28 protein-coding genes are annotated in these 20,519 nt (G+C 49.4%); 2 read left to right on the forward strand and 26 right to left on the reverse strand.

Translation table 11 applies throughout. From position 1 onward, the window contains the following. Positions 1 to 3: 3 nt before the first annotated feature. From NBA72_RS18305 to NBA72_RS18315, 3 genes are read right to left on the reverse strand one after another with little or no spacing between them, the layout of a single operon-like run. Positions 4 to 2,391, reverse strand: coding sequence for a phage tail protein (locus NBA72_RS18305; protein WP_439005010.1), 2,388 nt, complete (start codon positions 2,389 to 2,391; stop codon positions 4 to 6). 59 nt (positions 2,392 to 2,450) lie between these two features. Then, complete coding sequence (locus tag NBA72_RS18310) at positions 2,451 to 2,918, reverse strand: hypothetical protein (RefSeq protein WP_023234674.1); 468 nt, start codon at positions 2,916 to 2,918, stop codon at positions 2,451 to 2,453. Further along, a complete protein-coding gene (locus NBA72_RS18315; protein WP_023234673.1) occupies positions 2,915 to 3,244 on the reverse strand; it encodes a hypothetical protein in 330 nt (109 codons plus the stop codon). Before NBA72_RS18315 ends, NBA72_RS18310 begins: the two co-directional genes overlap by 4 nt. Positions 3,245 to 3,552: 308 nt before the next feature. On the opposite strand from NBA72_RS18315, the gene NBA72_RS18320 reads away from it, so the two are divergent. After that, positions 3,553 to 4,407, forward strand: coding sequence for a KilA-N domain-containing protein (locus tag NBA72_RS18320; RefSeq protein WP_000184444.1), 855 nt, complete (start codon positions 3,553 to 3,555; stop codon positions 4,405 to 4,407). Between the two features lie 89 nt (positions 4,408 to 4,496). Here NBA72_RS18320 and NBA72_RS18325 read toward each other — a convergent pair whose 3' ends face one another. The 5 genes from NBA72_RS18325 to NBA72_RS18345 form a co-directional block, all read right to left on the reverse strand. Next, positions 4,497 to 4,787 (reverse strand): hemolysin XhlA family protein, encoded by a 291-nt coding sequence (locus tag NBA72_RS18325; RefSeq protein WP_228408081.1) that lies wholly within the window; start codon positions 4,785 to 4,787, stop codon positions 4,497 to 4,499. Between the two features lie 4 nt (positions 4,788 to 4,791). Beyond that, a complete protein-coding gene (locus NBA72_RS18330) occupies positions 4,792 to 5,166 on the reverse strand; it encodes a hypothetical protein (RefSeq protein WP_016062811.1) in 375 nt (124 codons plus the stop codon). A gap of 406 nt (positions 5,167 to 5,572) precedes the next feature. Further along, positions 5,573 to 6,361 carry an ORF6N domain-containing protein gene (locus NBA72_RS18335; RefSeq protein ID WP_001187765.1) on the reverse strand — a complete coding sequence of 263 codons (789 nt, stop codon included), beginning with the start codon at positions 6,359 to 6,361 and terminating at the stop codon, positions 5,573 to 5,575. A 64-nt stretch (positions 6,362 to 6,425) separates the two neighbouring features. Continuing rightward, the gene (locus tag NBA72_RS18340; RefSeq protein WP_001650222.1) at positions 6,426 to 7,295 is read right to left on the reverse strand and encodes a BRO-N domain-containing protein; all 870 of its coding nucleotides are present in this window, start codon (positions 7,293 to 7,295) and stop codon (positions 6,426 to 6,428) included. Next, positions 7,282 to 7,449, reverse strand: coding sequence for a hypothetical protein (locus NBA72_RS18345; RefSeq protein WP_023972215.1), 168 nt, complete (start codon positions 7,447 to 7,449; stop codon positions 7,282 to 7,284). Before NBA72_RS18345 ends, NBA72_RS18340 begins: the two co-directional genes overlap by 14 nt. A gap of 125 nt (positions 7,450 to 7,574) precedes the next feature. Between NBA72_RS18345 and NBA72_RS18350 the strand changes: the two genes are divergently transcribed. Then, positions 7,575 to 8,006, forward strand: a complete 432-nt coding sequence (locus tag NBA72_RS18350) for an Arc family DNA-binding protein (RefSeq protein ID WP_023972214.1) — start codon at positions 7,575 to 7,577, stop codon at positions 8,004 to 8,006. A gap of 107 nt (positions 8,007 to 8,113) precedes the next feature. On the opposite strand, the gene NBA72_RS18355 is transcribed toward NBA72_RS18350, so the two are convergent. The 18 genes from NBA72_RS18355 to NBA72_RS18440 all read right to left on the reverse strand — a co-directional run bounded on the left by NBA72_RS18355 (position 8,114) and on the right by NBA72_RS18440 (position 20,197). Further along, a complete protein-coding gene (locus tag NBA72_RS18355) occupies positions 8,114 to 8,779 on the reverse strand; it encodes a KilA-N domain-containing protein (RefSeq protein ID WP_023253533.1) in 666 nt (221 codons plus the stop codon). Between the two features lie 221 nt (positions 8,780 to 9,000). Continuing rightward, positions 9,001 to 9,654, reverse strand: a complete 654-nt coding sequence (locus NBA72_RS18360) for a DUF6246 family protein (RefSeq protein ID WP_023205069.1) — start codon at positions 9,652 to 9,654, stop codon at positions 9,001 to 9,003. A 44-nt stretch (positions 9,655 to 9,698) separates the two neighbouring features. Continuing rightward, positions 9,699 to 10,439: a phage tail tube protein gene (locus tag NBA72_RS18365; RefSeq protein WP_020838526.1), complete on the reverse strand. Its 741-nt coding sequence runs from the start codon at positions 10,437 to 10,439 to the stop codon at positions 9,699 to 9,701. 4 nt (positions 10,440 to 10,443) lie between these two features. Next, a complete protein-coding gene (locus tag NBA72_RS18370; RefSeq protein ID WP_020838525.1) occupies positions 10,444 to 10,989 on the reverse strand; it encodes an HNH endonuclease signature motif containing protein in 546 nt (181 codons plus the stop codon). Positions 10,990 to 11,004: 15 nt separating this feature from the next. Then, positions 11,005 to 11,391 (reverse strand): phage tail termination protein, encoded by a 387-nt coding sequence (locus NBA72_RS18375; protein ID WP_001650226.1) that lies wholly within the window; start codon positions 11,389 to 11,391, stop codon positions 11,005 to 11,007. Continuing rightward, positions 11,388 to 11,825, reverse strand: a complete 438-nt coding sequence (locus tag NBA72_RS18380; RefSeq protein WP_020838523.1) for a hypothetical protein — start codon at positions 11,823 to 11,825, stop codon at positions 11,388 to 11,390. The genes NBA72_RS18375 and NBA72_RS18380 overlap by 4 nt, the downstream gene beginning before the upstream one ends. 7 nt (positions 11,826 to 11,832) lie before the next feature. Next, complete coding sequence (locus NBA72_RS18385; protein WP_020838522.1) at positions 11,833 to 12,195, reverse strand: hypothetical protein; 363 nt, start codon at positions 12,193 to 12,195, stop codon at positions 11,833 to 11,835. Continuing rightward, positions 12,188 to 12,367, reverse strand: a complete 180-nt coding sequence (locus NBA72_RS18390) for a DUF551 domain-containing protein (protein WP_020838521.1) — start codon at positions 12,365 to 12,367, stop codon at positions 12,188 to 12,190. The genes NBA72_RS18385 and NBA72_RS18390 overlap by 8 nt, the downstream gene beginning before the upstream one ends. Then, positions 12,367 to 12,768 carry a DUF7370 family protein gene (locus tag NBA72_RS18395; protein ID WP_020838519.1) on the reverse strand — a complete coding sequence of 134 codons (402 nt, stop codon included), beginning with the start codon at positions 12,766 to 12,768 and terminating at the stop codon, positions 12,367 to 12,369. The genes NBA72_RS18390 and NBA72_RS18395 overlap by 1 nt, the downstream gene beginning before the upstream one ends. A 2-nt stretch (positions 12,769 to 12,770) precedes the next feature. Beyond that, on the reverse strand, positions 12,771 to 12,977 hold the full coding sequence (locus NBA72_RS18400; RefSeq protein ID WP_267270316.1) for a hypothetical protein: 207 nt from the start codon (positions 12,975 to 12,977) through the stop codon (positions 12,771 to 12,773). Between the two features lie 55 nt (positions 12,978 to 13,032). After that, on the reverse strand, positions 13,033 to 13,221 hold the full coding sequence (locus NBA72_RS18405; protein WP_001151796.1) for a hypothetical protein: 189 nt from the start codon (positions 13,219 to 13,221) through the stop codon (positions 13,033 to 13,035). Between the two features lie 9 nt (positions 13,222 to 13,230). After that, positions 13,231 to 14,307 (reverse strand): major capsid protein, encoded by a 1,077-nt coding sequence (locus NBA72_RS18410; RefSeq protein ID WP_000273924.1) that lies wholly within the window; start codon positions 14,305 to 14,307, stop codon positions 13,231 to 13,233. Positions 14,308 to 14,324: 17 nt separating this feature from the next. Next, a complete protein-coding gene (locus tag NBA72_RS18415; protein WP_001747835.1) occupies positions 14,325 to 14,774 on the reverse strand; it encodes a gp53 minor capsid family protein in 450 nt (149 codons plus the stop codon). 12 nt (positions 14,775 to 14,786) lie between these two features. Beyond that, entirely contained in the window at positions 14,787 to 16,049 is a 1,263-nt protein-coding gene (locus NBA72_RS18420; protein WP_023205066.1) for a hypothetical protein, read from the reverse strand. Positions 16,050 to 16,064: 15 nt separating this feature from the next. Next, complete coding sequence (locus NBA72_RS18425; RefSeq protein ID WP_020838512.1) at positions 16,065 to 17,024, reverse strand: phage minor head protein; 960 nt, start codon at positions 17,022 to 17,024, stop codon at positions 16,065 to 16,067. Next, a complete protein-coding gene (locus NBA72_RS18430) occupies positions 16,978 to 18,330 on the reverse strand; it encodes an anti-CBASS protein Acb1 family protein (RefSeq protein WP_020838511.1) in 1,353 nt (450 codons plus the stop codon). The genes NBA72_RS18425 and NBA72_RS18430 overlap by 47 nt, the downstream gene beginning before the upstream one ends. A gap of 132 nt (positions 18,331 to 18,462) precedes the next feature. Further along, complete coding sequence (locus tag NBA72_RS18435) at positions 18,463 to 19,782, reverse strand: PBSX family phage terminase large subunit (protein WP_000445802.1); 1,320 nt, start codon at positions 19,780 to 19,782, stop codon at positions 18,463 to 18,465. Then, on the reverse strand, positions 19,766 to 20,197 hold the full coding sequence (locus NBA72_RS18440; protein ID WP_000147264.1) for a terminase small subunit: 432 nt from the start codon (positions 20,195 to 20,197) through the stop codon (positions 19,766 to 19,768). The genes NBA72_RS18435 and NBA72_RS18440 overlap by 17 nt, the downstream gene beginning before the upstream one ends. Positions 20,198 to 20,519: the final 322 nt, after the last annotated feature.

Raw genomic sequence — 20,519 nt, forward strand, 5'->3', positions numbered from 1 at the left:
ATTTTATTTCCTACGCGGCTGTATCATACCATTTGGCCGATTGGCCTGGTCACTAATTTGGAAAAGCGCCATTTTCTTACTGATGTTAATTGCTTTAGCCTCGATTTGCGCCCACTCAGCATCACTTATTCCACCTGTAGTGTTAATGGTGAAGTAAACGTTTTGAACTCCGCCCCCACCCGCCTTATCAGCAGATATCACCTTCCCTGACTGGTTCGGAATGAACATCTGCTGACCACCAGCAGTCTGGAAGATTTCAGAACGACCATCCTCGTTGACTCGATAGGCGTTGCCAGCAGATACCGTGCCGCCGTAGCGACGACCGCCAGCAAGAGCCATTCCCTTCGCCGCTAATAGCGATTCTGCGTATGCAGCCTGTCCCACGGCAGCAGCACTACCGTATGTTGCTATAGAAGCGCTCATCGCTGCTGGCGCCCATGCAGATGCAGCGGCGGTAGCCTGAGCCATTGTCGATGCCAGCGATGCCGCCGCAGCGGCCTGCCCCATTAACTGGCTCTTGACCCACTCGATCCCCATTTGCACCAGACTACCGACAACACTGTTGAGGATTGTCGTGCCGATGTTGGCAAAGGATTCTTGCAGGCTTTGGGTGCCGTTGATAAGACCAGTAATCGCGTTGGTTGCGCCCCCCTGCAAGGAGTCGATTGCAGAGCCAAGCATGTTGTTGATCTCGCTCTGCTGCTGCCATTCTTCCCACATGGCAGCCATACGCTTCTGGTGATACTGGTCTTCAATTCCTGCGCGGACAGCTTCAGCCTCTGCAATTTTTTGCGGGTAAAGCGCAACATATTCATCAAGCTGGGCCATCTGCTGCGCGTAGGTGTTATCCACTGCAGCGACTGGAGAAACCTGACCCTGTAACCCGGTAAAGTTTTGACCCGCCTGTGTGCGCTTCCTTTCTTCTTCTGCGGCTGCTTTTGTTGCCTGCTGGATTTTCCATATGGATTCCGCTTGCTGTTCAGCTTTGGCAATCTGTTCTGCTGATGCTTTGTTTCCAAGAGCAACTACGGCATCGTATTTCGCTAATTCGAGCGAGCCATCGGCGTAACCAGTGTTCAGGCGGGATAATGCGTTGCTTTGTTTCGCGAGCGCTTGCTGGGCCGCATCAACAGAGGATTGATGTCGAGAGCTTGCCTTTGCTGCTTTATCTCGTTTATCTTTTTCTTCCTCCAGTTGGGCATTGACTCTTGACGCCGCTATAAGTTGATCTTTCTGTTCGCGAGTTAGGTTTTGCTGTTCAATTCCATATTCAATGGCTGCCTGCTTGCCTTTGGTTAGCGCTATTCTCTGCGCTTCAAGTTGTTTGCTGATTCCATCAAAATTAGCCTGCTGCGCCTCCGTTCTAAGCTCATTCAGCGTGTTTTTCAATGCCTCGCCATCATCATGAGCCTGTTGCATTGCAGCGGCGGCATCAAGAATTCTTGTCCTAAGATTATGTATAGCATCAGCACCATCCTGAGTTGTCGGCTTAAGAGAACTCATGTAATTAACAAGAGAGCTTACTGCTTGTGGTGATGGGTTTTTAGCAAGATCTGTTAGCCTTTTTCCTAGCCCAAATGCCGCATCATCAGAAATATCAAACTGGCTGGAAAGCATCGCAACCGTGTTAATCAATGTCATGGTTGAGGAGTTAAATGCCGGGCCAAGCGATGTTGCTTTCTTAATCGCATCGTTGAAATTACCGGAACTAATCTCCATCGTATCCATTGCACCACCAAAAGCCTTAACGCTAGCCACACCACCATTAAGACTTCTCCACCAAGATGACTGATCATCAATAACGTTAGTGATAGCCTTGCCTGCATCCCTAACAGCTATCTCAAATTGCTGAACGGCATTATCTCTTAACTGAGTAGCTAAAGTGGCGTTTGTGACAGCCAGCCTGGCATAGTCATTAGATAGCGCTGCGACCCCCTGACTATTTATAACCACAACTTTATTTAAAGTTTCGGCCGCATTTTTCAATTGCTCCATTTCGTCTTTCGTACTGCCTAATGCAGTCGATAGCGATCCAACCAATACGGAACCTAAAGCGATAACCGCCCCAACCACTGCGCCGCCGGGGCCAAACGCACCCGCGAGCTGCGAACCTTGCTGACTGAATGCCACAAGAGCTGACTGACCACCCTGAACCTGGACAATAAAATCTTGAATCTGATAACCTGCCTGTTGCATACCTGACCTCAATCCACCAGATACCGCGCCAGCAGTTTTCGTTACTGTTGTGTTTAGCTTTTCGGCTGACCTGTCTGCCTTTTTAAATCCAGACTCCATGTTGTCGGTAATGCGATCAACTTGCTTATTTGCTTTCAATAGCTGGTCTGTTTCAGCTTTTATAATTATTTCAATTTCACCAACCGTTGTAGCCATGTGATTTTCTCCAAGCGTAAAAAAACCGGCCGACAGCCGGTTTATTAATTAAAAACTTATCACTTACACCATCGTTCCTGTGATTTATTAAAATTATCAATAATCAGTGAAGTAAGATGCCGTGATTCATTGCTTCTAAATGAACCTGGGTGCCTTGACATTTTCAGGAAAGTAGATTCATCAGCATCGACATAAACAAATCTTGCACCTATTCTGCTGAGATCTGTTTCCCCAGAAACTATGCCGCACACTGCGTCTTTCCCTTCATGTCTAAAAATCTTAACATCGTGGAATTCTACGCCTTTACTGATATTGAAACTCCTATCACAAACTACCTTAGACGCTCCTTGAGAGATAGTCCCCGCAGACTCCATAAACCGCCAGTTTTCACATTCACCTGGTTTGTACTCCTTTGCCAAGGCGCTTTTGACTGAAGTCTTTGCCTCTGTTAATAGCGCGTCATCGCTTTTATTATCGCACCCTGGTAATAAAACACAGGCAAGCAATATAAGCGGTAACTTATTCACATTGCTGCCCCACGTTCTTTATGGATGGATATCTCGTTAAGATGTTCAACAACCCTAATGCCAAAATCAGTGATCGTGTATGGCTTGGTGAATATATTTATCATCTCAGAAAGATGTTTATGTGGATCGCTCAAAATTGGGTGTTCTGGTGAGTTTTTAGCATTGTAGTGAGACACGCCAACGAGAGCAAACGCCAACTCTTCAAATACAACACGCTTCGTTACTCCATCATATGTAACTTTATCATCGCCAGTTTTATGTTTAAGATAGCGTAAATAGGCAGCAGCAACTTCCTCTGCCAAGCGTTGCAATTGGTCTTGTTCCATGTTGCTTCTCCAGTTTTGGGTATTAAATGAATCCTACCACCAGTTGACGGACAGATCAGCATCCGCTATCTTGTTTTGCACGAGGCGTCGAAACCTCTTCTCAGTGCGGTCAGAACCAACCCCGACAGTGTTGGCTTTTTTATGTCTGTCATTCAGTGAACGCATAGCGCGGTCACGTCCCGAACAATGTCGGGAGGGCGACGAATACAACACCCTTACGGGGAATAAGTCCGCGGTCTCACTGAGCCGTTTCGAACCTCCCGGCACCACTCCGATAGTGGTACTTCGAAAAAATCAGTGAGGTCATTATGACTAACCAAATCATCATCTCCGATATCACCATCCATAAAGACGCTCAGGGGCGCTACTCGCTGAATGATCTGCATCAGGCATCAGGCGGCGAAGAGAAAGACAAACCTGCAAACTGGCTTCGCTTAGATAAAACCGTTGAATTAATTGATGAAATTTTAAATGCTCAGATCCGAGCATTTAAACCTGTTGATTCCCGTAAAGGACGCTACGGTGGCACTTACGTTTGCAAGGAACTGGTTTACTCTTATGCCATGTGGATCAGCGCCTCTTTCGCTCTCAAAGTGATTCGGGCATATGACGCGATGGTATCTGGTAACGTGGAAATTAAGCCAAAAATTCGCCAGTGCACAGCAAAACAACTCACCCCGCTGCGCCAGACGGCAGAACGGTTAATCACGACTGGCCTCGGTAAAATCTATCCCGATATCTGGAAGTTAGTGCATCAGCGCTTCGACGTTGAGCATATTCATCAGTTGCAGCCTGAGCAGGTCAGCGAAGCCATCGAATACCTGACCGTGCTGGAAGGTGAATATCTTGGACGCGAGACGCTTCCTGCAACTTCGTCAGGGCATCTCACCAGTGAAGAACTTTGCACCCTATGCTGGGTATGGAATGCCGCCGAATACATGCGGGAAAAAATCGAACTGGCATACCCGGCACTGAGAACTCTCAAATCTGAATACGCTCCAAGTTTCTACTCAATGGCACTTGAGTATCAGCGAACCCTGGAAGCCGGAAGGAAGATTCTCGAACGTGAAACAAAACACATTGCTCCTAACCCTCACAGCATATCAGATGAAAACTGGCGACGAGTGCTGCCTCGTTTACGCCAAGTAAATTACCTCAACTGACTCATCTATTGGCACAAGGACGTGCTATCCCCTTTGGTAAATGTGCTAAAAGAGTAGCAGGGATCGGGCGACGACAGAACAGTTACAGATCACTTGGTAACTAAAGCAATGAATAATGGAACAAGTATTGCCGATACCAAAAGGCCAACCAGCCATTTTTGGTTGTCGTCGATCTTATCAATGAATCGCTTTTCCATTGATGAAAGGTTTTGGTTGATGCTTTTCAGCTCAGATTCAATGCCTCGGATGTTTCGCTCTCGCAGTTCGTCTGTGGCTTCAAGTCTTGCAAGTCTCTCGCGTGTGTACATATCGCCTCCGTCACTGCCGCTACCGCCACCACCATGTTTTGGGAAGTCTACAACGTGAATATTGTCATCCATCTTGCTATTCATTAGTCCCTTTCCCTGAATCTGAAAGCTTCTGCTCCACCCACTTCAATACCGGCCACGTTGCAAAATGCATCGAATACGCACAGTTTTTGCATATCAATCGATACTCATATTTCACCAATGAGTATGGTGGCCCTTCTGTGTCTAGTTTGACTGGAATGGCATAAGTGTTGCTTTCACACCCTTCAGGCCCTACAGTCATCGAACTGGCGTTAGGGATAGAAATATCATCACTACCACAAATTGGACATATGACTGTTTTGACGCCGCGTTCGAAAAGATATTCAGAGAATAGCTCTGGAGTGACTTTCTCCAGTCGTCGCTGAAGTGTCAGTTGAAGCTGCATTTGGCGCTTTTTTTCATCTTCCACTTTGATTCACCACGAAATGTATTTCCGTAAATTTATCACGCGGGACATCGCTATATAAACTGATCATCTATCCATGGCGACGACAAAACCCGCAGTTAAGCGGGTTTGGGTTATAGCTTTGCTAAAGGGTGGTGCTACTTTCTGGAAAGGATCTTTCTCAGCCGCCTTTCACATCTCGCCTGTGCATCCCAGTAACGCTGGATTGGCTTGTTGATGTAGTGGATAGCTACGTCATCACGATCCACCTTCGTAACCGGTCGTGTCTCAATACCTGCGCGACAGAACATCCGCTGGGTCATAAAATGAGCAAGCCGCTTAATTGCTGTGTTTCGACTAAAACAGCGGAACGTCTTGCCATGATTAGAAACCACGTACACCGGGGCGCTTACTCGCTGTAAAGCCTGCATCAGAACATCCCCTTTATGTCGATTTGGTTAACTGCCTTCCATGCCTCTGCGGGCCATGATTTTACACTACCGTAGGTCGCATCCGGTACGTCTTTAGGCTCCATGCCATTAGCGGCACACCATTTCTTCAACGGCCAGTGGCTGAATGACTTACCAGTTACTCGCTGCACTGCTTTAATAGTCGCGTGTTTTTTGCATTCACCCAATTTCTCAGCCAAAGCATTCGCCTTACGTTTCTCCGCAGAGGCGGTCGCCATAGCAGTAGCTTCCCGCTTCTCAGAGATCCAAAGCTTCTCTTTCACTGCCCGGTCACGCTGTTCGGTGATAACCCGGTTTTCCTTCACCTTTGCCAGCAGGTCTTCTAAAGCCGCTTCGTAGGTAAGTGGGATGCCGACAGCCGTGGCTGGACGGAAGTACGAATCCTCCAGGCGCTCAAAGAAAGACCACGCCTCGTCAGTATCGACAATTTTTGACATGCGAGCCGCGCCTTTTTCTGTCCAGAGCGTCACAGAGCGCGCTTTGTTTGAAATTTGTGCGTGACTATTAGTCACTCGCAAACTCTTCAGCTCTCCTCCTTTAACAGTGAAAATATGGATCCCCTCAATAAATCGGGAATTGTTACGAGAGTGATTTTTACGGATATTGGACTCATCCGTTCCGTATCCTTTGGCAAGAGTATCAGTCGTGACGACCCTCACTCCTTCCCACACGATTACAGGGCAATCGAGGGGATCGACAACCGCATTTAACGGTGCTACATTTACAGCAGTTGATGAAGATTGTTGCATGTAAGACTCCAATCAGTAGTTAATGTAAGCCGCCAGCAGCCACTGGCGGTTTTTCTTTGGTTAATCAGTGCCTCCTGGCAATTAACTCGTTAAGGTTATATTCCTCAAACTGACTCAGCATCAACACGCCTTCCTGCTCTTGTGCCTTTAACTCAAGCAACGCGCGATCCATTTCTGCAATAAGCGGCTCAAAATCACCGCGGCGGCGGACGACACGGCGAATAACGTCTTTCTCGAACGCATATACAGCGCTATTAAATGCCGATGTGATTTTCATGATGCGGCGGCACTCCTCACCCAAAACAGGTAAATCGTCCACAGTAAATGGCTGCGGCGATGGTCTGCCGGTAGCTGCGCGTAATGCATACCAGACACCATTGCTCCATGACTGCTTTAATCTCATGCTGTCTGTCATCAGCCAAATAAGACGTTTGAGATTGTTCATATCATTAGGTGTCAACGGATCTGCCGCTGGCTGACGCTCATAACGCCCGGATTTGCGGATCGTAGGAAGAACGTCATTGAATACCCAATCCTGAAATTGTTTGGCTTCCTGTTTGTTACTGCGGAAAATGACGCGGTAGAGATTTGGTTCGTTGACGTAAACTAACTGCTGTTTGCCGCCATCTGTAAGGGTGTAGATTTTATCTACCCCCTCTTTATCGAGCTGCTTCGCCATCAAATCGCGAGGGTTAGCAATGCACAGCACACCGCAAACATCTTTCAGGCAGAACCACGGTTCACCGTCGATTACCTGAATTCGTACATCATGAGTTTCATGGAAATTAAATGTTACTGCCGCAACAACAGTATTTTCGTTCTTCGATAATTTTGATATACTTTTCATGTCAATATTTCCGTCGTAGGATTTGTTCGATACCGAAGCCCTGACTGTTAGCGCAGTCGGGGCTTCAACGTTTTCATGCTTGAGCATTTTTTTCACCCGCCAACCCGTACACCTTTCTCAACTGGTAAATCAGCTCAGTATTGAACTGCCGGCACTCATCACCGCCATTCTTCTCGATTGCTTTGCGCACGTCCTCTGGGAATCGAACCTTACGTTGGTACATATCTTTTGCTTTTTCCATTTCACCCTCCAATCACTGCCCCACCGTGAGGCACTCAACAAGTGTCACACCGTGCGTCATTGCTGTCAACCCCACGGTGGGGCATAATTTACTTATTGTGAATTTTTGCAGGAAGAACACGTAATATGAGCAGAGAAGATCCGCAGTTGCGTATAAGACTTCCAATTGAATTAAAAGAAAAAATTGAAAATTTCGCTAAGAGTAATGGCCGTTCAATGAACGCTGAGATAGTTCAAAGGCTAGAAGGGAGTTTTGTTGGAGAAATCCCTGCTGATAAACAGATATCGGCTAAAGAGGCTGTGGCAATCATCCAAAAAGCCAAAGAAGAAGTGTCCAGAATCATTTTCAAGAGAACATTTGCTGAAATAAGTAAAAAGATAAAGCTCGGTCACTCTAGTTTCAGCATTGAACTCGACGATTTAGATCTTGAGGGCCTAAACGAAGATGATTACATTTCCGTTTTCCAGCCAACATTCAATCGCTTGAAAGAATTGGGTTATCACGTTCCGATGGAAGCTTGGGATGTCACTGGCTTCATCATAGATATCCCCGAATAGGCTTAAAATATAAGCCCACCTGAGTGGGCTGTACGCACCATTCATCACGCTGCCGCATAAAGAAGCTTCATCTGCCCTTTGACGGGGAATGCTGCCATGCAACGGGATTAGAAGTCTCGATAGTCGGAACAACCGTTAGCAATGCTGGTCACAGCAATAATCTGATTCTCAACCAGTTTAAGTGCGTCTGGTTTTAGGTGTTGGTGGATTTTCTCACCGACCGCCAGTCGTGCTTTTACATCCGCGTAGACTTCAGCAGGCAGGACCGGCCCGTAAATCCACTTAGCGCTAATAAGGCTGAATAACATTGGTTTTCGATCATTTCTATGGCGGGGAAGCCCGGTCATTCTGAATAGCGCATCATACAGCGGGTCATTAAAACGCTTTTCCCACGAAGACGGATCGCTAAGCAGAAAGATTGCCTTAATGCGCTCATCATCAACAGGTGCTGTATGGCCGCGAATAATGGCGTCTATTTGTTCGTCACACCAGATTTCAAAATCTACAGAAAGCCAGCGTGCAAAGCGAACAGCCAGTTTTGGATGCAGCCATGTTCCGCCGCCACGATCTTTACGCGCCCGACTGGTTTTTACATACGGGATTTTCCCGTATCTACGCTCAAGTCCTTGAATATATGATTCAGTTTCCGGCAGACGGAGGAATTCATTTGGCACTTTATCGAATTTTTCCGCTGCTGTTGTTGCATCAATCCAGCCATCATCATAGAAGCGCATCGAGTGGCCTTCGAAATTAATTGGGATAATGTTAGACATCATTCTTTCCTTTTTGGTGATATGAGCCAGTTCCCCAGATATGGACAGCCCAAGAGCGGCACGACGGAAGCCACCGTCCTATCTCTGTCTCATATCCCGAAAAGGGCTCCTGGTTTGATTAGCGCGGGGAATGCGCATTTACTGCGGATACAAAAATGCCCCGCGTATGCGAGGCATTGTCTTAAAAGTCACTTGTCGAATTTCTTAAGGCGAGAGATTTTTTAGTGCGGCCCATGCCTCTGCGCATCCATCGCCAGCATTTGTTCTGCCCAGTCCATGACTTCGTCGTATTTCTCCTGAGTCGGCACTCTGGCTTTCTCTTTCTGCGGAAATTTAGCGTTCATGGCGGCCCGGAAGCTGGTCATGGTCATATCCCATGCGTCTGACTCGCTCATGCCTAGGTGAGCAACAGCGGTATAGACGAATGACCGTACATCGAATTTGTCGCTGTATTCACCCTTCTTTCCTTCGAATTCTTCCGGTGGCTGGTCGCCCATTACACCATGAAGAATCAGATGGCGGGCAATCTGGATAACATCCTCGATCGGGATGGCTCCCGGCTTGAACAGAAGTCGCCCCGCACTAGTAACCGAGTAGGATCCGATAACTTCAGCAACGTCACCTTCAGAACAGCGCTTGACTACGTTGGCTGCAGCTGCCGCCATTTCAGCAAAGCAGCGGGCATTAGCCGCTTTTAGTATCTGGGGGTCAGCAATTCTGTGCTTTGGGTAATGGCCCGCATGAACTTTCACGAAAACATCAACGATTTGTTCAGGCGTTCCGATTCGGGACATAGCCAGAAATGAAGGGTTGAGAAATATCTCTTTGTCGCCGGCGCGAATGACAGCCTGGCCGATATCGGTGATTGCTTTCATGAATCCCCATAAGAAAAAGGAGGACGGTGCCTCCTGGCAAGAAGTTACGATGCGTTGACAGTCACTGTGACCGGATTGGTGGTTACACTGGCTGCGGTACTGGAGCTAATCTGACAAGTATATGAACCAGAATCGCCTGTTGTCGCACTGGACTTAGTATATATAGCTGTCGTACCACCGGAGCTCACATTGGTTCCGTCTTTTTTCCATTGATAAGTCAATGATGAGCTATCTGAAACAGTAGCTGCAACAGTGAGAGTCAGGGTGTCGCCAGCAGTCAGTGTTTTACCCTGCGGCTGGGTGGTAATGGTAATAACTGCCCCGACATCACGCACGTCAACCTGACCTGCACTTGATGCCTCAATGGACCACGTTGCCACATCATCGTGTGGAGCTTCATCACCCCATGAAGTAACCATGAATGGCCCTTCGGTGATATCGTTTGGAGAGATGATTTTGAACCACACATACGGCTGGTTGCTGGTCTCCGCTGGCGGGTTATAAACGTGACGCTTCAGCGCGTTTTGCGCGTATACATCCTCTTTGCGGGTAACGCCGTCACCAGAGAACGAAATGTTCTTATAGGTAACAAGATTTTCCTGCGTAAACGCGGCGCTCATATCGGCAGTTGCATCTGCGGTTTCCCACTCTGCATTAACTGTTTTACCGCGCATCATGCCGAGTCGCTTATAGTCACCGTTGGATGGTTGTGATTCTGGGCAGCCAATCGCGTAGTAAACGACGACATCGCGCCCTGTAAAAGCACCCGCTTCACATCCTGCCATAATTTTAACTCCTATTACCGTGTTGTTCGTGATAGCCAAGCTCTCTCGCCCTCAGGAGATAGGCGCAAGAAGCCTCTTCCGGAGTTTTGAATGAACCAAGATATTCGTTTCTGCCGTCGTTATTCATAATCTGCGCAAACCATGGTTTCTTTCTGTTTCTATATGAGACGCCAGGCAGACCATGCCTATTTGTTATTGGGGTGGCCCTATTTCGCATATTCAATTTGTGGGAAACATCGCGAAGGTTTTCCATTCTGTTGTCATCTCTTATGCCATTAACATGGTCAATCTCACCCTCAGGCCAGCAACCATGCATAAAAAGCCATGCAAGCCGATGTGCCTTATGATTTTTCCCACAAAGCTTAATTCGTAGATATCCATGTTTAGGATCCTTGCTCCCCGCAATTTTCCCAGCAAAGTGAGAATTTGACTGATTACATGCCTTCACACTGCTGAAGTGGCTTTTCGGCCTCTCTTTCCAGGTAAATAAACCAGAATCAGGGTCATAGGAAAGAGCCTCACGCAGATATGCAAAGGTTAACTCTTGCATGTCTTTATCTCCGTGTTATCTGGAAATGATGGTTTGAAAGGAAATATCGAAGAGGTAACGGCCTTCTTCGGTCTGGATGGCGGTGATACCGCCGATTGGCTGCATCGAGATGATGCACTCAGTCTGGTAGTCGTCGATCATCGCCTGGCGGATGGCGTCGGCGCGGTTTTCAACTTCATTGATGTCGCTGTCGTTCTGGCCTGACAAAACAAGGATGCGGAAAAAGTCGCGCGTTATGGCTTCCTCAGGCTTGCCACCGCCGTTTTGCTGGATGACAAGGTATCTTTCCACTTCCGTACCTTCCATCTCGTTCCAGAAGCGTTTCTGGACGCGATAACCAACATCAAAGCCATGCGATTGCAACCACGCTCTCAGCGCGTCATACACTTCGCTACGTGTCATACTTTGTACCCTTGCTTGATGATGGCCTTTATCTCGTTGAAACCGTCACGCTCGAAGCCTTTGGTCAGGAACCCCGGCTCGGCATCGGGATCCCAGTAGTTCCCCTTCCCCGTGCCGCCACCGAATTCTTTTCCAGCGCGAGTTCTGCCGAAGTGTTCACGCGGCTGGCCTTTTAGCTTCCCGGACATACCGTGAACGGCGGCAGCGTATGCAGCCGTGTACCCGACCTTTCCCTGCATCCCACCGGGCATTGGTTCAAGCTTTTTGTACTGGCTGTTGATAAGCGTGGATGTGTCAATGGGAGTAAGTAGCGCGGCGTGAGACGATCCGACAATCATGACCTCAGTCAGCACTCTTTCTGTGCGTGGCCCGGCAATTTCTGCCAGCACCTTGCGGGTGTTCATTTGAACACGCTTGATACCTTTTACGGGCATGATCGCCTCACGTCAGAATTTTGTAGTCCGGCTCCTCGCCGAATGGTGACATATCCCATTCCGTCACCGCCTTGATGACGTTTGCACCAGCTTTCAGCGGATCGGCCTGTGCCGTTGTGTCACCTCTGGCGATATACCAGTCACGCTTCGGCATGGTCGCATCGATGCCATTGCGCTTCAGTTCAGTGAAGAAAATCAGGTTCGTGGTGAACTCTTTCCCGCTGGCATCTACCGCAACCTCATTGTTTGCCGTCCAGGTGCAGTCAAGCAGGTAGGGGGTTCCGGTTGTCCAGGTGCTGTTCCAGTCGTCGTAGACTCGCGGGTAAACAGTGGCAACATTGGTATAGCTCCATGCAGCTGTTTCAGACACCGTTATCCTCCCACCGGATCACCTCCGGATTCTCCGCCGCAACCTTCCGGCACAGCAGATACCAGTCACCGTTGCTTTTGACGTATCCGGTAACGCGTTTACCACTGTCGGTCATCACCCAGACTTTGACAAAAGGCTCCGGCAGCCGCTTCTTAACCGATATCCACCCCATCACCGCCCCCCGCCACACATGCATCCACCCCTGGCAATCCATATGCCAGCAAAAGCTGTATTGGTCGGGTCTGGAGGGATGAGGTCATTAGCGCAGCCGTGTTTATCGGTGACGCGCAACAGTGCCAGCGCCCCTTTCCAGCGATCCGGAAACGACTGGTATCGGAATGAACGAGATGCACCATTAGGGCCAGTCTGTGAGCTGATATACTTGTCGCCTTGCGCCAGGCCCATCAATGCGAGCAAATACATCTGGATTGCCAGCGCCTTTGATGCCGGGTAATGCGCATCGAGGCATTCCTGAATGCTGTTAACATCGTCCACTAACGCCTGAAGCATGAAGTCAGGAAGATTTATTCCCTGGCTCTGCAAATACTCTTTGGCCTTCTCCAGCGTTACCATAGCTATTCCAGCCCTGATAATTTATTGAGTTGCAGTTCGCAAAGCGCGCGAAGATGCTTCAGGAGAATCAGTCGTTCCACGCTCGACGAGTCTTTAACCAGTTCGGTGGTACTGGATATCGCCAGACTGATCTCATTGGCGACGCTCAACGATGAAATCTCAGCAAACTTCGTGTACGGCAATGGTTGCTTCATATCTTCTGGGATCATGTTATGCACCTTATTAGCCCCGCCGGAACGGGGCATAAAAAAACCGCTTTCGCGGCTATTCGTCTTCTTCGTTTTTACGGCGTCGGCCTGATTTCGCTTCTGGAGTTGCCGGTGTTAGGTCACCACCCGCCTCTCCACGCATCAGGCGAACGTTCGACTTCAGGGCTGGATGCAGTTCTTTTATATCCACCACATCGCCAACCTTTACGCCGAACCATGGTCGTACAACTTCGTATTTAGCCATACCATTTCCTTACACAAGGTTAGCGCCATAGACAACTCCGGACAGGCCTTGGTCGTCTGCGGTGATTTGCAAACCTTCAGCAGACATGATCTGGAAGTTGTAGTTAACGTTAGGTAACGGACGCGGCAGCGGCACGACGCCAACAGCCATACCAACCAGCGGAGAAATGATGTCCTGACGGCGAACATAGGCAATGAACTCGTTGCCACTGAGCGCAAAGGTCTGGCGAATTTCACGAACAGGCGCAAATGGCAGCACAGCATTCAGTACGTTGCCGCTAACTACGCCGTTTACTACATATGGTTGAGCCAGGTTAGCCCAGATTTCAGGTGACACCCACATCACATCATACTGAGCGACTTTGTTGGCGCGCGCCAGCGTACCAAATGCGCCTTTCCCGAAGAAAGCAAACAGTGCTGTCATATCGGCAGTGGTCAGGTCGATATTTGCGCCACCAGAACCAGAACCAAGGTTGATCTTCTTGGTGTTACGGTGGTTTTTGATACCCTGCGCCGGGTAGGACTGCACCTGAATATTCGGGTCGCCGTTCAGATAGTAGTTGACGCGCTTCTGGTTAAACTTGCGCATTTTAGCCATCTGCGAATCCAGCACAAGGTCAATACCGAGAGAGTTAAGACCAGCAGCATGACGCCAGTTCACACCGTAACCTGCGGTGAATACCGGAATCGGGTCTCCGTCGCTCGCATATTCGGTATGGTCAAATGAGAATGGAGCCTGACCGTCAATGCTTACAGAAACATCATCAGCGATATCACCAATAACGTTGTAAAGCTTTGCTGTTTTGCCAACAGGAAGAACGGTCTGCACACCAATCAGGTCGTTGACGATTTCCATGCCAACCTCCTGATCACGCAGTTGCAGCACCTGACGGTCAATTTCGGCCCAGAAATCACGCGTAAAACCGCCTACAGCATTAACCGCCAGCCATTCAGGAGTCATATTAGAACGATTTGCCGCAATCATGGCATCATGCTGTGCGTTCCACATGTTGCGGTTTGCCCAAAGCTCATTCCAGTGACCACCAAGGCGCGAGTTGGTCGCCAGTGTCTCTTTAGAGAAATACATATATGTTTATCCTTTTGTTACGCGCCTGCAGCGGCGGCAGTGCCAACGCGCATACGAACGCGAATGAAGTCGGTGGTGCTGGCTGCGATGGTGAACTCGTCCTGGCTGTAGCCGATTACTGAATCGGTGTCGCCAGTTGCCAGTGTGAATTGACCAGCCGCGCCAAGCTTAATCGGGCTGTCCTTCTTGTACGCGCCAGGTACACACAGAAGCGCAAGTTCACGGCCTTCTTCTACATAGTTGCCAACAGCAGAATCGCCAGCAGGAACGGCATCACGAATGCCAAGTCCCTGATGATAAGCGCAATCGATAATGTACATGCGGCCAGTTAATGCAGTGGCTTGTGCGAACTTACCATCACTGTTAATAGTGACGGCAGTGCCTGGCAGTAGTTCTGCGGAGGTGAGGCGGGTTTCGGTCTTGTAGAGCGATTCCCCGTCGATATTAACGCGACGATAACGTGACATTATCCAGGCTCCTTATTTGAAGTATTCAGATGCGGCAGGTGCGCCAGTTTCTTTCTGATGCTGAGCAGAGTTAGTACCCAGCGGTGCGGCATCACCAATGGTTTTGTACATCGCGTCCAGCGCTTCGCCAGACAGGGCGTTAGCCACAATCTCGCCGTGAACTTTTGCCACCGCTTCACGCTTCGTTTTCTCTTCGGCGCGGGAGTTGGCAGTCAGGGCTTCAGAAAGTTGTTGCTGATTGGCCTGTAGCGCATCAACCTTTTCCGCGAGAGGCTTGATAGCCTTTTCGGTATTGGTGGCGACGGCCTCGCTAACCATGCTGCCGATTTGTTCCAGTTCTTCTTTGGTTAAAGGCATGTCGCCCTCCATTTTGTGGTTTGGTGCAGGGTTATCCTGCGGTGTGAAAAATGATTTGAGCTTGTTGACGACGGCAACCCATGAACTCTGGCGCTGAACCTCTGTCCAGGTATCGTCAAAGACAATCTTTCCGCCCTCAGATTTGTATCCGTAAACCTTCGGATCACCATTGTTGAGGATGATTACGGCCTGCGAGTCAGTGAAGTCAGCCACCCAGGCGTATTCTTTCTCTCCGGGAGCGAATTTATCTTTCGCATACTTCTCCAGACGCCGCTCTCGCTCGCGATAGGTTTCGCCAACCAGCGCACCGGAATTAGCTTTCAGTGGAGTGGCAAGGTCAGCGTTAACCATCATCCCTACCCCCTGATCTGGTGTGGCCGCGCCAACCTCATCCAGAAGGATGGCGTCATGATCCATCGCGTGAATTTTCGCAACCCATGAAGCCCCCTGAGCTTTCTGCTCATCGTTCGCTTCCAGTTCTTCCAGGAATACGGCAACGCTGGTATGGATTGGCGGAACATCATCGCCTTTCTCCAGCGCCTCAAGACGCTCAAGAAGACGCTTGCCATCATCTGTACGCTTTGCCACTTCTGTGTCGATCCACTTCTCGACGTAGACACGGTTACCTGACTTCTTGACGTTTTTGTTCCACGCCCCGACATATCCCACATTCAAGCCTTCAGGACTGAAAGCCGAAACAAACTGGCCGTTTACCTGTGGATGTCCCAGCGGTGCCAGCGTCCCTTCCAGACCGGTATAGTGCTGGTCAATTTCGCTGGCAGGATAGAGTCCGCCGTTCATGACCACGTTAGCTGGGAGGGTGTAGGAGGGAACAACCCAGTGCTCACGTCCGTTGTGTTGTTCCCTGCGAATGGCTTTGCTGTTCACTTTTGAAGTGACATTAACCTGTACTTTCATTGAAGATTCTCACGTTTATGCAGCGTGCTTGCGCCCACAACCGCAATGCGAATAATTGGGAACCAGTCCTGCCTGCTTCGCTTTCTCCAGCCCTTTTCTGGCCATGTTGATAACGTTCGGGTAAAGAGGATTTCCCGCCTCATCAACGAGAACAGATACCTGAGTGCATTTGCAGTTGATTGCGTTTCCATTGATGCTGTACCACTCCCTCACATCTTCCGTTGTGTAGAGCTTTCCATGTCGTAACGCGTGAGACTGCCTGGTGGTCGTGCTGAGCGCTGACAAATGCAGTTGACGGGTGAGTATCCCGTATTGCTCCGTTGCCTCATCTGATTCATCCCATCGACCACGGCGCAGCGCGGTGGTAATCTCCGTCCGGGCAATACGATTAGCCCGGCGAGACTCAATACCTGTCTGCTCAGTGATGCGCTTCGCTATCTCCAGAGGGTTCTGTCCGCGCCCGAGACCATCGGTCAGTATCCTCGCCATATCGGCTTTAACAGTGGCACTGATGTTCTTCATTTCCTCAAAGGTGCGAGCGCGAACCAGAATTAGTCTGCGGCGGTACGGCTCACTCAGGAGGATTGCCGATACGCTTTCCTGTCCTGCCGCGTACACGGCTGACTGCTGCGCCAGATTGGCAAATTCCTGCGCCGTGCCGCGCTGATACGCCGGGTTGACGTAATCAGTCCAGAACCAGAACCCAGTCTCGTTATCCGCACCCAAAATCTCATCCACCAGCAATGAGGCATTGCTGAGGAGCATTGATAGCTGGGTGGAGTCGAGTTCGAAGGTGTAGCGCTGGTTTACTGATGGTGATGCAGGAATGCGGTCGAGGATATCCTTGTAGGCTTTGCCAATGCGTTTCATTCGCCTGGCGAACTCGTTCATTGCTCCGCGCTCAAGGCGGTCAGCGCCTGTCGGGTCTTTAAGGTTTCCGGGTAGTATCGGTGATTTCGCTTTCTTCTTCGTCATCATCTATCTCCGGAAGTGGTTCAGGTGAACCCTCATACCCGGCAGCCACACGAATCTCTTCACCAGTAAATACCTGCTCGCCTGTTGCTAATGATGCGCTGTTTATCTGCGACATCTTCTGCGCGGCATCCAGTTTTTCACTATCGCTTTGCGCATTAAGGTCGTCCCAAATAACTGTTTTATGGCCTATCGGGTCGATAATGCCGAGGTTAATCAACTTGTCGCAGAAGTCCTCAATCTCGAATGACAATTCGCCTCGTCGGGACTGGCAGCGAGCATTGAAGTACTTCTGGTCCTCTGTGCTGGAACGCTCGGCCTGCTGATTACCTACGAGAATGCGAGTCGGAATATCTACGCCAGCGGAAGCTGTCTGGAGGTTAACGTCGTAGGTTGCTGTTGGGTCTGCTACGGCAGTGACAAGTGGTGTAACTGTCGCCCCCTGCGTGGTCATTAACACGTCGTTACCCCGGTTAATTTCCCCGGCAACTTCGTTAAACTTTTCCTGTAGCTCATCGATACTCACGCCATACAGCGACGCCAGATTATTGAAGTCGATTTCCTTTTCAAAGTTGACGTTAAGCTGGCGTGCAGCGTTCTTCAGGAACGACTCACCGGAACCACCTTCCACCTTCTCCAGACTGACAAAAGCGTTGTATGCAGGCTCAAGGAAACCGATCGCATCGTCTGTATAGTCACCAAGAATGAAAACTCGATCAGGGTGGATGTCGACACGGCGAGAGGAACCATTGGGTAGAATCTCTGTGTACTGCCACATCTTCGGCTGACCATAATTCTTTGAAACCACTCCGTCATGCCATTCGCTGACTTTCAGTGAACCGGCCCATGCAATACTTACTTTTTCCAGACCACGCCCTTTCGTTGGTTCCAGATTCCACGCTTTATTATCTCGAATATGCAGGAGAATTCCTGCATAGCGGCCAACGAGACGTCGCCGATCAGCATCAAGAAACGCGCGCCAAAGTCGGTTAGTGAAAACCTGCTTAGTTTTGGACTCCCAAGACGTTTCCATGCGTGTTTCATCTGACTTTTCACCCTCAATGATTTCAGGGTTTGACTGCCAGCATTTACCAACAAGCTTTTCTACGGCACCGTGAGCTATACCACCGCGGCGGTAGAGCTTGTAAAGGTCATCGAAGGTTAATTCTTCTTTGAATCCGTATTCACACCAGGCTGAATTACGCTTAGCGTCCAAACCCATTGAAGGATTAAGTAGCCCCATGCGGGCGCGAGCAAGCCTGACGTCATTCAGCGCGTGATTGACGGCTAGTGTTAATTTGTCAGTCATGGATTGTCCGTTATGGTCGTTTAGGTGGTGGAGCAATTCCCCTGGCAGGATATTTGGTGGCACATGGCTGATAACCCGGCCCGCCTTTTCTTTTGCGTTCGCAGCCAGGGCATTTGCATTTGTTTTTCATGATTATTTCCCCCTAAGGCGCTTAGGAATCATCATCCCCATCGATTGAGGTTTGCGTTTGATATACCCGTCAAGACCGTATCGGATTCCATCCCAGCAGTGGTTGTACTTATCCTCGATAATCGGCAAGACTTCGCCAGTGATACGGTCTGTTTTGTACGAGTAAAGCCGCGCCTCTTTCGCTGTTTCTTTGCAGCGAGGATGGATGATGATCTTCTTAAATCCACGTAGGAAAGTGATGCCGTCCTCTACGCTACCCTGCCATTTCTGAGCAGCTGAGATGTTGAATCCCTGCCCTTTGATATGGCTGATAGTTTCTGGCCTGGAGTTGTCGGCTTTGATGGGCCATTTACGCGCTTCAGGGATACCGGGGAATTTCGCATCGTCAGTGACCTCCCAGTCCTCAAGCTGTTTCGGCGTGGCATCGGTTTTGCCTGCATAAAACTTCCACATATCGTCGAGCTCTACGCCATTGCCGTAGGCCTCGTATTCGATGTAGAGGTTGTTATCCAGAATGAACATGCGAATAAGCGTGCTGGGGTCTTTCGCGAATCCGAAGTCAGCACCGAACAGCAAGCGCTCTGATTTCCTCCATAGATTGTCTTCGAAGCTCTGCACGACGTATTTGTTAGCCAGCACCTGCTTATCTGAGTTTTCGAGGTAAGCCCCCTCCCATATCCACGCGTAATCTGCGTAATCAAGGTTTGCCAGGTCTTCCTGTCGCTCTTCCTCAAGCACCGCGGGGAACCATGGATTGTCAACATAGTTCATCTCGACAATAATTGAGCTTTTTGGGGGATTCTTTCTGAAAAGTTTGTCGGTGGCGCTGCCGTCCTTCTCCGGGTTCCACGTAACCCAGATTTCTGAGCCTTCTTCACGAACGGTCGGGCGAAGCTTTTTCCACGCAGTCGAAGAAACAGACTCGGCCTCGTCAACCCAGGCTACAAGAATTCGCGCTTTTGATTTGATGCTGTCTAGGTTATGGCGAAGACCGCAGAATACATAGCTGACCTTGCGGTTCTTTGTCCTGATGTATTTCTCTCCAATGTCGAAGTAATCGTCAAGCCACGCCACGGAGCGAATTGCCTGCTTTACCTCCTCCATGGAGGATTCTTCCAGCGAGTTCATGTATTCTCGAGCGCACAGGATAACTCCACTGATATTGGCTTCTGCCGCTTGATACGCTTTGACGGCAGTCATTAGTGCAAAAGTACGCGTCTTAGCAGATCCACGTCCACCGTGAGCACCACGATAACGGACTCCTTCTGTCGCGAATACAGGAACTAACTTGGCAGGTATCTGGAGGTCAACTTGGCTTTCCATTGGCTGGGTCAACTCCTACCAGGCGAATAGTGGTTGGCTTCGTTGCCATGGTTCCATCAGATGAGGTGTGATCGATAATCTGCTTATCAAGGCCGACCAGCTTAGCTTTGCCCATTGTCGCCGCTACAGCTGCAGATGATTGTGGCGTCTCGGCGCTTAAGGCTTTTTGTCTGGCCTCTTCCAGTTCAGCGAGGAGAGAATCGACGGTGACGTTATGGCGTTGCTTAATCTCGCCCCTCAATTCTTTTATCCTTAGGGCTATCTTAGGGTTATCCTGCAACTTACATGCTTGAACATGTACTGCCTCCGGCTTCATCTTGTCAGCAGCATACGCCGTCCGATAAGCCTCAGAAGCATTACCCGTTTCGATGTATGCCTGACAGAAAGCTTCTTGCTTAATTGTCAGACCTGTCATATTGGAATATTCCACTAGTTATTGAGTATCATGCCTACAGGCACACATAAAACATATTCTGCTTTATCGAGCCTTTACGATAGAAAGCTCTGTAAAACACTCTCGATTTCTTCTACCCCCGCATCGAGATGGCGAGCAATGAGGGATAAACCAGCCATCGAAAAAGCTGCAAACCCCGGTATGCATCGTTATTGATTATCATTGCACACTCACGCAGAAGGAGCTCCCATTAAGGGCTGCGGTCATTGTTAATGCGATGATACTGCGACGATACAACGCTGTTATTTACCCCACTTACTGGCTTGGGTTGTTTCGCGGTACT

This window comes from Salmonella sp. NW1250, from assembly GCF_051812965.1.
Classification (GTDB): Bacteria; Pseudomonadota; Gammaproteobacteria; order Enterobacterales; family Enterobacteriaceae; genus Salmonella; species Salmonella enterica.